Source organism: Ruegeria marisflavi (assembly GCF_025673445.1).
GTDB classification, from domain to species: domain Bacteria; phylum Pseudomonadota; class Alphaproteobacteria; order Rhodobacterales; family Rhodobacteraceae; genus Ruegeria_B; species Ruegeria_B marisflavi.
In genome coordinates this window covers 70,181-83,272 of sequence record NZ_JAOVQN010000020.1, presented here as the reverse complement: position 1 = coordinate 83,272, position 13,092 = coordinate 70,181, and the positions used below count along the sequence as shown (strand labels likewise).

Below are 13,092 nucleotides of genomic sequence, written 5' to 3'. Positions count from 1 at the left end.
TTGCCTTTTAGGTCCGGGTTGATACCTAAAAAATTCAAAAAGTCTGACGAGGGGCGCGATTTTTTTGCTGGAAAGCCAAAGTAGGTCAGCATGATTGACTTTTAATCTTTTCGGCGCTCATATACCAAATCGCGCAACAGGAAATTCGTGGAGTTTACCCCCGTGGCCAAGCAACCGATGCTGAAATTCGTGCAGATCGAACGTGACATGCCGGAAAAGCGTGCAGCCACTGCGCGCAAGGAGGATTTTCACGAGATCTATGCCGAGTATGCCGCAGCCAAGGCCGCCGAGCAGGCGAGCCGGTGCAGCCAGTGCGGCGTGCCCTATTGCCAGTCGCATTGCCCGTTGCACAACAACATCCCCGACTGGCTGCGGCTGACCGCGACGGGGCGGCTGGAAGAGGCGTACCAGACCAGCCAGGCCACCAATACCTTTCCCGAGATCTGTGGCCGCATCTGTCCGCAGGACCGTCTGTGCGAAGGCAATTGCGTGATCGAGCAGTCGGGCCATGGCACCGTGACCATCGGCGCGGTCGAGAAATACATCACCGATACCGCCTGGGACATGGGCTGGGTCAAGCCCGCCTCGCCTGTGGCGGAGCGCAGCGAAAGCGTGGGCATCATCGGGGCGGGTCCCGGTGGGTTGGCCGCCGCCGACATGCTGCGGCAGGCCGGGGTTCAGGTCACGGTCTATGACCGGTACGACCGGGCCGGGGGGCTGCTGATGTACGGCATTCCGGGCTTCAAGCTGGAAAAAGACGTGGTCGAGCGCCGCAACCGGTTGCTGGCCGATGGCGGGGTTCGGTTCGAGCTGAACTGCGACGTGGACGCGGCCAAGTTCGCCGAGATCCGCGCCGCCCATGACGCGGTGATCATCGCGACCGGCGTTTACAAGTCGCGCGATCTGTCGCTGCCGGGCAGCGGTCTGGGCGGTATTGAAAAGGCGATCGACTATCTGACCACCTCGAACCGCAAGAGCTTTGGCGACGAGGTTGCCGATTTCGACAATGGCCGGTTGAATGCCGATGGCAAGCGGGTGGTGGTGATCGGCGGTGGCGATACCGCGATGGACTGTGTCCGCACCGCGATCCGTCAGGGTGCCGTCAGCGTCAAATGCCTCTATCGTCGGGACCGGGCCAACATGCCGGGCAGTCAGCGCGAGACCCAGAACGCCGAGGAGGAAGGCGTGGTCTTTGAATGGCTGTCGGCGCCCAAGGGGTTCACCGGCGACGACAAGGTCACCGGCGTGATGGTGCAGAAGATGCGCCTGGGCCAGCCCGATGCCAGCGGCCGCCAGTCGCCCGAGGTGATCGAGGGGGCCGATTATGTCGAAGAGGCCGATCTGGTGATCAAGGCGCTGGGATTCGAGCCCGAGGACCTGCCCACGCTGTTTGGTCAGCCCGACCTGCCGGTCACTCGCTGGGGTACGGTCAAGGCCGCGTTCCGCACCGGCGCCACCGAGATGGCGGGCGTCTATGCGGTGGGCGACATCGTGCGCGGTGCCAGCCTGGTGGTCTGGGCGATCCGCGACGGGCGCGACTGTGCCGAGGCGATCCTGGAAGGGTTTGGCGCCAAATCCGCCATGGCGGCGGAGTAAGGTGCCTGCTCGGCAAACGAAGACCCCCTTTTACAATCGGGAGCGAGGCCCGCGATGACGGAACTTCACGGAGAATGCATGTGTGGTGCGGTGACTGTCACCGCCACCCCGGCCCGTGCGGCGCTGGGCGCCTGTCACTGTGACATGTGCCGCCGCTGGACCAGCAGCGCCTATGTCAGCTTTCCGGTCGAGCCGGGCTATGCGGCGCTGGGTCCGGTCGAGGTTTATCGTTCCTCGGATTGGGCCGAGCGGGCGTTCTGCGGCAAATGCGGCTCGGCGCTGTGGTACCGGATCACGGCCGAGGGACAGATGCATGGCCAGACGCAGATGGCGGCCGGCCTGTTTGACAATGCGGGCGGCAACGCCCTGAAACTTGAACTCTATATCGACAAGAAGCCCGAGGGCTATGCGTTCGCAGGCGAACGCCGGCAGATGACCCAAGCCGAGGTCGAAGCCATGTATGCCCCCTCTGATCTAGGAGACAGCCAATGACCAAGTACGATGCCGATTGGGTGCGGGCCGAAGAAGCCAAGCGCAAGTGGATGGCCGAGAACGGGCTTTATTCCGAAGAGGAGGAACATTCCTCGTGCGGGGTTGGTCTGGTCGTTTCGGTCAACGGCAAGAAGAGCCGCAAGGTCGTCGAGGCCGGGATCAACGCGCTCAAGGCCGTTTGGCACCGGGGCGCGGTGGATGCCGATGGCAAGACCGGCGATGGCGCGGGTATCCATGTGCAGATCCCGGTTCCGTTCTTTTATGACCAGATCCGCCGCACCGGGCACGAGCCGCGCCTGGACCAGCTGGTCGCGGTGGGTCAGGTGTTTCTGCCGCGCACCGATTTCGGTGCGCAGGAGCGGTGCCGGACCATCGTCGAGTCCGAAGTGCTGCGGATGGGCTATTACATCTACGGCTGGCGCCATGTGCCTGTGGATGTGACCTGTCTGGGCGACAAGGCCAACGCCACCCGTCCCGAGATCGAGCAGATCCTGATCTCGAACTCCAAGGGCGTGGACGAAGAGACATTCGAGCGCGAGCTGTATGTCATCCGTCGCCGCATCGAGAAGGCGGCGATTGCGGCCGGGATCTCGGGCCTGTACCTCGCCTCGCTCAGCTGCCGGTCGATCATCTACAAGGGGATGATGCTGGCCGAGCAGGTGGCGGTGTTCTATCCCGACCTGATGGACGAGCGGTTCGAATCCTCGTTCGCGATCTATCACCAGCGTTATTCCACCAACACCTTCCCGCAGTGGTGGCTGGCGCAGCCGTTCCGCATGCTGGCCCATAACGGCGAGATCAACACGCTGAAGGGCAACCTGAACTGGATGAAGAGCCACGAGATCCGCATGGCGAGCTCGTATTTCGGCGAGATGGCCGAGGACATCAAGCCGATCGTGCCGGGCGGGTCTTCGGATTCGGCGGCGCTGGATGCGGTGTTCGAGGTGTTGGTGCGCGCCGGGCGCAACGCACCCATGGCCAAGACGATGCTGGTGCCCGAAAGCTGGTCCAAGCAGGCGGTGGAACTGCCGCAGGCCTGGGTCGACATGTATTCCTATTGCAACTCGGTGATCGAGCCCTGGGACGGCCCTGCCGCGCTGGCGATGACCGATGGCCGCTGGGTCTGTGGCGGGTTGGACCGTAACGGGTTGCGCCCGATGCGTTATGTGGTGACCGGCGACGGGTTGCTGATCGCGGGGTCCGAGGCGGGCATGGTGCCCACCGACGAGGCAACCGTGCTGGAAAAGGGCGCGCTGGGCCCGGGGCAGATGATCGCCGTCGATATGGCCGAGGGCAAGCTGTACCACGACCGCGCGTTGAAGGACAAACTGGCGGGTTCGCGCCCGTTTGGCGACTGGGTCGGCAAGATCAACAATCTCGAAGACCAGCTTGGCGATGTCGAGGAGAAGTCTCTGTTCACCGGCGAGGAGCTGCGCAAGCGGCAGATCGCGGCGGGTTATTCGATTGAGGAACTGGAGCAGATCCTTGCGCCCATGGCCGAGGATGGCAAGGAGGCGCTGGCCTCGATGGGTGATGACACGCCTGCCGCAGTGCTGTCGAAACAGTACCGTCCGCTGAGCCACTTCTTCCGCCAGAACTTCAGCCAGGTGACCAACCCGCCCATCGACAGCTTGCGCGAATACCGGGTGATGAGCCTGAAGACGCGGTTTGGCAACCTCAAGAACGTGCTGGACGAGGACAGCAGCCAGACCGAGATCATCGTGGCCGAGAGCCCGTTTGTCGGCAATGCCCAGTGGGAGACGCTGAAGAAGAACTTCAACGCGCCGCTGGTCGAGATCGACTGTAGTTTCGAGCAAGGATCGGCCGGGCTGAGCGCCGCACTGGCGCGGATTCGGGCCGAGGCCGAGGAAGCGGTGCGCTCGGGTGCCGGGCACCTGCTGCTGACCGATCACCTTTCGGGGCCGGGCAAGGTGGCGATGCCGATGATCCTGGCCACCAGCGCGGTGCATAGCCACCTGACGCGCAAGGGGCTGAGGACCTTCTGCTCGCTCAACGTGCGGTCGGCGGAATGTATCGACCCGCATTATTTCGCGGTGCTGATCGGCTGTGGCGCGACAGTGGTCAACGCCTATCTGGCCGAGGATTCGATTGCCGACCGTATCAATCGTGGCCTGCTGGACGGCACGTTGACCGAGAACATCGCCCGCTATCGCGAGGCGATTGACCAGGGCCTGCTGAAGATCATGGCCAAGATGGGGATTTCGGTCGTGTCCTCCTATCGCGGCGGTCTGAACTTCGAGGCGGTGGGCCTGAGCCGGGCCATGGTGGCCGAGTATTTCCCCGGCATGACCAGCCGGATCTCGGGCATCGGGATCAAGGGGATCCAGACCAAGGCCGAGGAGATCCATGCCAAGGGTTGGGACAGCGGGCTGGACGTGCTGCCCATCGGCGGGTTCTACAAGGCGCGCAAGTCGGGCGAGACCCATGCCTGGGAAGCGACCACGATGCACATGATGCAGATGGCCTGCAACCGCGCGTCGTTCGAGTTGTGGAAGCAGTATTCAGCCAAGATGCAGAGCAATCCGCCGATCCATCTGCGCGACCTGCTGGACATCAAGCCCCTGGGCAAGCCGGTGCCGATCGAAGAGGTGGAAAGCATCACCTCGATCCGCAAGCGGTTTGTAACGCCGGGCATGTCGCTGGGTGCGCTCAGCCCCGAGGCGCACAAGACGCTGAACGTGGCGATGAACCGCATCGGCGCCAAGTCGGACAGCGGCGAGGGCGGCGAGGATCCGGCGCATTTCGTGCCCGAGTCCAACGGCGACAATCCGTCCGCCAAGATCAAGCAGGTGGCATCGGGCCGGTTCGGCGTGACCGCCGAATACCTCAACCATTGCGAGGAGCTGGAGATCAAGGTGGCGCAGGGGGCCAAGCCTGGCGAGGGCGGTCAGCTGCCCGGCATGAAGGTCACCGACCTGATCGCGCGTCTGCGCCATTCGACCAAGGGCGTGACCCTGATCAGCCCGCCGCCGCACCACGACATCTATTCCATCGAGGATCTGGCGCAGCTGATCTATGACCTGAAACAGATCAACCCGCGCGCCAAGGTGACGGTGAAGCTGGTGGCGTCTTCGGGCGTGGGCACGATTGCCGCCGGGGTGGCCAAGGCCAAGGCGGATATCATCCTGATCTCGGGCCATAACGGCGGCACCGGTGCCTCGCCTGCGACCTCGATCAAGTATGCCGGTCTGCCTTGGGAAATGGGCCTGACCGAGGCGCATCAGGTTCTGGCGATGAACAACCTGCGCGACCGGGTGACGCTGCGCACCGATGGCGGGCTGCGTACGGGGCGTGACATCGTCATGGCGGCGATGATGGGAGCCGAGGAATACGGTATCGGCACCGCCGCGCTGATCGCGATGGGATGTATCATGGTGCGCCAGTGCCAGTCGAACACCTGCCCGGTGGGCGTCTGCACTCAGGACGAGAGCCTGCGCGCCAAGTTCACCGGTAATGCCGAGAAGGTGGTGAACCTGATCACCTTCTATGCGCAGGAAGTACGCGAGATCCTGGCCAGCATCGGCGCGCGGTCGCTGGACGAGGTGATCGGGCGTGCCGACCTCTTGGCGCAGGTGTCGCGTGGCTCGGCGCATCTGGACGATCTGGACCTGAACCCGCTGCTGATCACGGTCGATGGGGCACAGAACATCGTCTATGACCGGGCCAAGCCGCGCAACCTGGTGCCAGACACGCTGGATGCCGAGATCGTGCGCGATGCCGCGCGGTTCCTGGAGGATGGCGAGAAGATGCAGCTGAGCTATTCGGTGCAGAACACGCATCGGACGGTGGGCACGCGGGTGTCGAGCCATATCGTGAAACGGTTCGGCATGCGCAACGATCTGCAAGGCGACCACCTGCATATCAAGCTGCGCGGTTCGGCCGGTCAGTCGCTGGGCGCGTTTGCGGCGCCCGGCCTGAAGCTGGAAGTGTCGGGCGATGCCAACGATTATGTCGGCAAGGGCCTGTCGGGCGGCACCATCGTGGTGCGCCAGCCGCAGGTCAGCCCGCTGAAGGCGGACGAGAACACGATCATCGGCAACACCGTGCTGTACGGGGCGACCGATGGGTATCTCTTTGCAGCAGGCCGGGCGGGCGAGCGGTTCGCCGTGCGCAACTCGGGCGCCAAGGTGGTGGTCGAGGGCTGCGGTTCGAACGGGTGCGAGTACATGACCGGGGGTGTGGCGGTGATCCTGGGTCAGATCGGCGCCAACTTCGGCGCCGGGATGACCGGGGGCATGGCCTATCTCTACGATCCCGAAGGCAAGGCGCAGGTGCTGATGAACATGGAAACGCTGGTCACCTGCCCGGTGACGGTGGACCATTGGGAAGCGCAGTTGAAGGATCTGGTCGAGCGTCACGCGGAAGAAACCCGCAGCCGCAAGGCCGCCGACATCCTGCAACACTGGGAGAGCGAAAAGGCGAATTTCCTTCAGGTCTGCCCCAAGGAGATGCTGAACAAGCTGGCCTATCCGCTGACGCTCGATACGTTGGCAATGCCCGCCGAATAAATCCGAGGATCCGGCCCGCCATCGGGCCGGTTCGCCGTGAAACGAGACGCGACCGGGGTGTCAGAACTCCCCGGTCGTTTTTTTCTGTCTCGGGTACCATGGCTAACACCTTGGGCAGGTCGCCACATTTTCGCCCCAATTTTACCTTTTTCTGTTTCGTGAGGCAGGTGCGCGCCCCGGCGTGCCCGAAAACGGACCCGGAAAACCGGGCGGAGCAGACATGGCGAACATCACGTTGACCGCGCAGAACGTGAACGGTGACCCGTTCGTTGCTGGCGGAACGATCAACATCGTCAACAACTCGACAAGCGTTCTGACCTTTGTCGATGTCGACACGCAGCTGAACGACCCGTTGTCGGGCGAATACGTCTCGTTTGACGGCGGGCTGACGATGCTGAGTTATCAGTATCTGGGTGTCGGCAATGTGCGCGGGGATCCCGGGCAGAAGGCCTCGTTCATCCGAATCGACATGGGGGACGGCACGTTCAAGACCGTTGCCCTGGATATGAATGCCGATTTCGATGATTTGCCGGATCTTCAGAATGGCAACACGCAGCTTAGCATCGACACGCTGGATACGACCTCGACCAACTGGTTTCCGGGATTTGCGTGTTTTGCCGCCGGCACGTTCATCGAGATTGAAAGCGGCCCGATCCCGGTCGAAACCCTGCGCCCAGGCGATATGGTGCGGACATTGGACAACGGGTTCCAGCCGCTGGTGCAGTTGGCGCAGACGACCGTTCGCGGCGACGGCGCTTTGGCGCCGGTGCTGTTTGCTGCCGGTGCGCTGGGCAATTTTCGCGACCTCTATGTCAGCCAGCAGCACCGGATGCTGATCACCGGGTGGCAGGCCGAACTGGCCTGTGGTGAGACCGAGGTGTTTGTTCCTGCGCGACTGCTGGTGAACGGCGGAACGATACGGTTCGCGCCGCGTCACAAGATTACCTATTATCACCTGCTGTTCGCGCGGCATGAAATCGTTTTCTCCGAGGGCATCCCGACCGAAAGTTATTTTCCCGGCGCTTTTGAAGAGATCGAAGACACGGCAGCGGACAATGCCGAGGCGGCATTGTTTCGGGATCTGGCGATCCCCGCAGAGCCGGGATGGCAGACCGCGCGACGGGTTGCGCGATCGGCAGAAGCACATTTTCTGTCGGCGGCCTGAGCCGGATGGCTTTGCCCGTTCAGATCGGCACAGAACTGCGCTAAAAGGCGGTCATGGCCAAGCGGACTGCGAACACAAGAAAGAAAAAGGCCCGCAAGGCCGAAACCAAGTTGCAGCCTGTACGCTGGGTCATGCGCTGGGCTGGCCGTGCTGTTTTTGCCGGGCTTTCGGTGCTGGTGGCACTGGTGGTCTTGTTCACGTTGGTCAATCCGCCGATCACCCACACGATCTGGAGCGAGTACCGGCGGCTGGGTTCGGTGGAGCGCGACTGGATGCCGCTGGAGGATATCGCCCCGGTGATGGCGCGGTCGGTGGTGGCGGCCGAGGACGCGAATTTCTGCCTGCATTGGGGCTTTGACGTCGAAGCGATCCGGGCAGCGATTGACGAAGGGGGCGGGCGCGGTGCCTCGACCCTGTCGCAGCAGGTGGTCAAGAACGTCTTTCTCTGGCAGGGGCGCAGTTGGATCCGCAAGGCACTGGAGACCGGGATCACGCCGCTGGTCGAACTGGTCTGGTCGAAACGCCGCATCGTCGAGGTCTATCTGAACGTGGCCGAGATGGGCGAGGGCGTGTTCGGGGTCGCGGCGGCCTCGCGCCACTATTTCGGGGTGGAACCCGACAAGCTGAGCCCGCAGCAGGCGGCGCGCATCGCCGCAGTGCTGCCCAATCCGCGCGAGCGGTCGGCCGCCAATCCGTCGGCACGGCTGCGCAAGCGGGCGGCGGGGATCATGGACGGGGCCGCGACAATCGAGGCCGACGGGCGCGCGGCCTGTTTCGAATAGCGCTCACGCGGTTTCGAGGCGAAATTTCAGGAACCGCACGCCATCGTAGTCGATGTCGGCAAGCTGTGTCGCGCCCAGGCGTTTCAGGGCCCCCAGATGCCGACGCGAGGGCGGCAGGAGAAAGGTCACGAAAGGGATGCGGTCGTCTGCCCTTGCATGGGCGAGGGCCTTTTTCGCGATTGGCAATCCCAGCCCAAACACGTCGGGCTTCAAGACCAGGCCGAAATCCCATTCATCGCCCTCTTTCTGGAACCCGCCCCAGCCGACATAGTCGCCGTGGTTGAGAAAGGCCCAGTGACCCAGACCGTCGCGCTGCCAGCAGGCTTCCTTGGCCGCGACAAATCCGGCGCAGATCTCGGGCGTCCAGGGTTCGGTGAGCAGCGGCATATGGGTCGCGACGCGGGGGTCGGACATATGCGCCAGGATCTGGGGCGGGTCGATCTGGTTGAGCCGGGCAAAGCTGATATCGGGCTGATGGTGTTCTGGCATGGTCCGGGCCGTCCTGTTTGCCCGGATCTGCGCCTGCGGCGCGGCGTGGTCAAGCGGTGGGGCGTCACGATTGCGTGTCGCAAACCGGCGGCGGCTTGCCCGCGATGCGCGTGGGAACTTGCACTTGCCGTGCTGGCGGGGCTATTGCTGACATGCAAGAATTGAAATCATCCGGATCACCATGGCGCGCCTGTTTCACGTTCCCCTTTCGCCGTTCTGCCGCAAGGTCCGCCTGTCGCTGGCGGAAAAGAAGGTCGAGGTCGAACTGGTCGAGGAGCGGTATTGGGAGGCCGACCCGGATTTCCTGCGCCGCAATCCGGCGGGCAAGGTGCCGGTCCTGAAGCTGGACGGGCGCATGTTGGCCGAAAGCGCTGCCATCTGCGAATATATCGAGGAAACCCGACCGGATCCGGCGCTGATGCCCAAGGACACCGATGGGCGGTACGAGGTGCGGCGGCTGGTCAGCTGGTTCGACGACAAGTTCCACAACGAGGTGACCTCGAAGCTGCTCTATGAGCGGGTGAACAAGAAGGTCACCGGCAAGGGCTATCCCGACAGCCGCAACGTCAAGGACGGGGCGCGGGCGATCAAGTATCATCTGGATTACATGGCCTGGCTGCTGGATCACCGCCGCTGGCTGGCGGGCGACCAGATGACGCTGGCCGATTTCGCCGCCGCCGCGCATCTGTCATCGCTCGACTATATCTCGGACGTGGACTGGAACCGGAGCCAGGTGGTCAAGGATTGGTATGCAAAGATCAAGTCGCGGCCCTCGTTCCGGTCGATCCTGGCCGATCAGGTGCCCGGGTTCCGGCCGCCGCCGCATTACGCCGATCTCGATTTCTGACCGGGTTTGGGGGCGCTGCCCCCGCCGCGCCAAGGCGCGACTCCCCCGGAGTATTTTGGACCAGAAAGAAGCATGAGCCGGGAGTTGAAGGAGAGGCTGGTGGCGCGCGCCCTGGAGGAAGGGTTCGTGGCCTGCCGTATCTGCCGCCCCTGGGATGTGCCCGAGGTGCCGGAGCGGCTGGCCGCCTTTGTCGGGGCCGGGTTTCACGGGCAGATGGGCTGGATGGCCGAGCGGATGGAGTGGCGCGGCAATCCGGCGGCGCTGTGGCCCGAGGCGCGGTCGGTGATCATGCTGGCCGAGAGCTATGCCCCGGATGAGGATCCGATGGCGGTGGTGGGCCAACCCGACCGGGGCGCGATTTCGGTCTATGCGCGGGGCAAGGATTACCACGACCTGGTCAAGAAACGCCTGAAGCGGCTGGCGCGCTGGCTGATTGGTGAGGCGGGGGGCGAGGTGAAGGTGTTTGTCGATACCGCGCCGGTGCCGGAAAAGCCGTTGGGGCAGGCGGCGGGACTGGGTTGGCAGGGCAAGCATACCAACCTGGTGAGCCGGGATTGGGGCAACTGGGCCTTTCTGGGATCGGTGTTCACCACGTTGGATCTGCCGGTGGATACGCCTGAGCGGGACAATTGCGGGTCGTGCACCGCCTGCCTGACGGTTTGCCCGACCGATGCCTTTCCGGCGCCCTACCGGCTGGATGCGCGGCGCTGCATTTCTTACCTGACGATCGAGCACAAGGGGCCGGTGGACCCGGAGTTGCGCGGCAAGCTGGGCAACCGGATTTATGGCTGCGACGACTGTCTTGCCGTCTGTCCGTGGAACAAGTTCGCGGTGGCGGCCAGCGACCTGCGCTATGCGGCGCGCGAGGAGCTGACCGCGCCGCGCCTGGCCGAACTGGCCGGGCTGGACGATGCCGGGTTCCGGGCCATGTTCTCGGGTTCGCCGATCAAGCGGATCGGGCGGGACCGGTTCGTGCGCAATGTCCTCTATGCCATTGGCAATTCCGGCCTGCCCGAGTTGCGGACGGTGGCTGAGCGGTTGGTGGGGGATGCCGATGCCACGGTGGCCGATGCCGCGGCCTGGGCGGTCGAGAAGCTGGGATAAGTGCCGCAAACAGGCGGGACGTGTCGGAGAAAGCCGGTATTCAGGCCAGAGCGAACGAGAGGGAGAACCCGTATGACACTGTCATTGGGCGTGGATACAGGCGGAACCTATACCGATGCGGTGCTGATCCGGGACGAGCGCGATGTCATCGCCTCGGCCAAGGCGCTGACGACGCGGTCGGATCTGGCCATCGGGGTCGGCCAGGCCATCCGGGCGGTGATGGAAGAGGCCGGTGTTTCGGCCGGGCAGATCGGGTTGGCCTCTCTTTCGACCACGCTGGCCACCAACGCGCTGGTCGAAGGCCAGGGCGGTCGGGTGGCGCTGATCTACATCGGGTTCAGCCAGGGCGATCTGGACAAGCACGGCTTGCGCGAGGCCCTGAAAGGTGACCCGGCGCTGGTCATATCGGGCGGGCACAGCCATGCGGGCAGCGAGGTGGCGCCGCTGGACGTGGCCGCGCTGGAGGAATTCCTGGCCTCGGGCGCGGGGGTTTCGGGATATGCCGTGGCGGCGCAGTTCGCCACGCGCAACCCCGCGCATGAGCTGGAGGCGGCGCGCATCATCGCCGAGCGGACCGGCGCGCCGGTGACTTGCTCGCACCAGTTGTCGGCCAAGCTGAACGGCCCGAAACGGGCGGTGACGGCGGTGTTGAACGCGCGGCTGATCGGCATGATCGACCGCCTGATCGGACGGGCGCAGGATACGCTGGCCGATCTGGGGATCGATGCGCCGATGATGGTGGTGCGCGGCGACGGGGCGCTGATGAGTGCGGAGCAGGCGCGGGCGCGGCCGATCGAGACCATCCTGAGCGGTCCGGCGGCCTCTATCGTAGGGGCGCGCTGGCTGACCGGGGTCGAGAATGCGCTGGTCTCGGATATCGGTGGGACCACGACGGATGTGGCCCTGATCAAGGAAGGGCGGCCCAAGATCGACCCGGCGGGCGCGCAGGTGGGCGGGTTCCGGACCATGGTCGAAGCGGTGGCGATGCGGACCCATGGCCTGGGTGGGGACAGCCAGGTGCATGTGGTGGCCGAGGGCTTGCAGGGCGGTGTCTTTCTGGGGCCGCGCCGGGTGTTGCCGGTCTCGCTGATCGCCGCCGAGGCGGGCGAGGTGGTGCATGCGGTGCTGGACGAGCAGTTGCGGGCCGCGACGGTGGGCGAATACGATGTGCGGTTTGCCCGCATGCTGCCGGGGGTGCCGACCGACGGGTTGGGGCCGCGCGAGACCGTGTTGCTGGACCGGCTGGGCACACGGGTGCTGCCGCTGTCGGGGCTGCTGAGGACAAGGATGGAGCAGGGCGCCCTGTCGCGGCTGATCGACCGGGGGATCGTGCAGGTGTCGGGGATCACACCCTCGGATGCGAGCCATGTGCTGGGCAGGCTCGATGCGTGGGATGGTGAGGCTGCGCGCAAGGGGCTGGAGCTCTATGCGCGCAAGAGGACCGGCAGCGGCGAACGGCTGGCCGGTTCCCCCGAGGCGCTGGCGCAGATGATCATCGACCAGTTGACCGAGCAGACCGCGCTGACCTTGCTGGAGGCCGCTTTTGCAGAGGATGACACCGATTTCGGTTTGCCGCCTGAGCAACTGGCGCGGCATATCCTGACGCAAAAGGGGCTGGCGGGGCATCGCGGGCTGCTCAAGCTCGACATGGCGCTGAACGTTGAGGTCGTCGGGCTGGGGGCATCGGCGCCCAGCTATTACCCGGCGGTGGGCGCGCGGCTGCATTGCGGCATGATCCTGCCGGAACATGCAGGCGTCGCCAATGCCATCGGCGCCGTGGTCGGGCGGGTGACCTTTCGAAAGTCAGGTACGGTGACGGCCCCGGCCGAGGGGCGGTACCGCGTGCATCTGGAGGAGGGGCCGCAGGATTTCGGCTCGGCCGAGGCGGCGCTGGGGCTGCTTGAAGAGGTTCTACGCGCCGAGGCGCAGGCGGAGGCTCGCGCCGCCGGGGCCGAGGATGTCCGGGTGATCGTGTCGCGCGACATCCGGCAGGTGCCGGTCGAGGGGCGCGAAGTCTTTGTCGAGGCGACCATTACGGTCGAGGCCAGCGGGCGGCCGCGCGTGGCCGACGAGTGAGTTGGGGCGCGC

At 64.7% G+C, this 13,092-nt stretch carries 9 protein-coding genes; 8 read left to right on the top strand and 1 reads right to left on the bottom strand.

Going from position 1 to position 13,092, the window contains the following annotated elements; all coding sequences use genetic code 11:
* Positions 1-162 precede the first annotated feature (162 nt).
* From OEZ49_RS17920 to mtgA, 5 genes are all read left to right on the top strand, one after another.
* Positions 163-1,596 (top strand): NAD(P)-dependent oxidoreductase, encoded by a 1,434-nt coding sequence (locus OEZ49_RS17920; RefSeq protein WP_263389610.1) that lies wholly within the window; start codon positions 163-165, stop codon positions 1,594-1,596.
* Positions 1,597-1,650: 54 nt separating this feature from the next.
* Positions 1,651-2,088, top strand: coding sequence for a GFA family protein (locus OEZ49_RS17915; RefSeq protein ID WP_164128479.1), 438 nt, complete (start codon positions 1,651-1,653; stop codon positions 2,086-2,088).
* Positions 2,085-6,617, top strand: a complete 4,533-nt coding sequence (gltB, locus tag OEZ49_RS17910; RefSeq protein ID WP_263389589.1) for a glutamate synthase large subunit — start codon at positions 2,085-2,087, stop codon at positions 6,615-6,617. Before OEZ49_RS17915 ends, gltB begins: the two co-directional genes overlap by 4 nt.
* Positions 6,618-6,837: 220 nt before the next feature.
* Positions 6,838-7,782, top strand: coding sequence for a Hint domain-containing protein (locus OEZ49_RS17905; protein WP_263389588.1), 945 nt, complete (start codon positions 6,838-6,840; stop codon positions 7,780-7,782).
* Positions 7,783-7,835: 53 nt separating this feature from the next.
* A complete protein-coding gene (gene mtgA / locus OEZ49_RS17900; RefSeq protein ID WP_263389587.1) occupies positions 7,836-8,564 on the top strand; it encodes a monofunctional biosynthetic peptidoglycan transglycosylase in 729 nt (242 codons plus the stop codon).
* 3 nt (positions 8,565-8,567) lie between these two features.
* Here mtgA and OEZ49_RS17895 read toward each other — a convergent pair whose 3' ends face one another.
* The gene (locus OEZ49_RS17895) at positions 8,568-9,053 is read right to left on the bottom strand and encodes a GNAT family N-acetyltransferase (RefSeq protein ID WP_263389586.1); all 486 of its coding nucleotides are present in this window, start codon (positions 9,051-9,053) and stop codon (positions 8,568-8,570) included.
* 181 nt (positions 9,054-9,234) lie between these two features.
* On the opposite strand from OEZ49_RS17895, the gene fzlA reads away from it, so the two are divergent.
* The 3 genes from fzlA (at position 9,235) to OEZ49_RS17880 (ending at position 13,080) form a co-directional block, all read left to right on the top strand.
* Positions 9,235-9,900, top strand: a complete 666-nt coding sequence (gene fzlA / locus OEZ49_RS17890; RefSeq protein WP_164128474.1) for an FtsZ-binding protein FzlA — start codon at positions 9,235-9,237, stop codon at positions 9,898-9,900.
* A gap of 72 nt (positions 9,901-9,972) precedes the next feature.
* A complete protein-coding gene (gene queG / locus OEZ49_RS17885) occupies positions 9,973-11,004 on the top strand; it encodes a tRNA epoxyqueuosine(34) reductase QueG (RefSeq protein ID WP_263389585.1) in 1,032 nt (343 codons plus the stop codon).
* Positions 11,005-11,076: 72 nt separating this feature from the next.
* On the top strand, positions 11,077-13,080 hold the full coding sequence (locus tag OEZ49_RS17880) for a hydantoinase/oxoprolinase family protein (RefSeq protein ID WP_263389584.1): 2,004 nt from the start codon (positions 11,077-11,079) through the stop codon (positions 13,078-13,080).
* Positions 13,081-13,092: the final 12 nt, after the last annotated feature.

Excerpts from the sequence above, each read along its gene's own strand:
- OEZ49_RS17905 (WP_263389588.1), top strand. The coding sequence starts at position 6,838 with ATGGCGAACATCACGTTGACCGCGCAGAACGTGAACGGTGACCCGTTC.
- queG (WP_263389585.1), top strand. The coding sequence starts at position 9,973 with ATGAGCCGGGAGTTGAAGGAGAGGCTGGTGGCGCGCGCCCTGGAGGAA.
- mtgA (WP_263389587.1), top strand. The coding sequence starts at position 7,836 with ATGGCCAAGCGGACTGCGAACACAAGAAAGAAAAAGGCCCGCAAGGCC.
- OEZ49_RS17895 (WP_263389586.1), bottom strand. The coding sequence starts at position 9,053 with ATGCCAGAACACCATCAGCCCGATATCAGCTTTGCCCGGCTCAACCAG.
- OEZ49_RS17915 (WP_164128479.1), top strand. The coding sequence starts at position 1,651 with ATGACGGAACTTCACGGAGAATGCATGTGTGGTGCGGTGACTGTCACC.
- gltB (WP_263389589.1), top strand. The coding sequence starts at position 2,085 with ATGACCAAGTACGATGCCGATTGGGTGCGGGCCGAAGAAGCCAAGCGC.
- OEZ49_RS17880 (WP_263389584.1), top strand. The coding sequence starts at position 11,077 with ATGACACTGTCATTGGGCGTGGATACAGGCGGAACCTATACCGATGCG.
- fzlA (WP_164128474.1), top strand. The coding sequence starts at position 9,235 with ATGGCGCGCCTGTTTCACGTTCCCCTTTCGCCGTTCTGCCGCAAGGTC.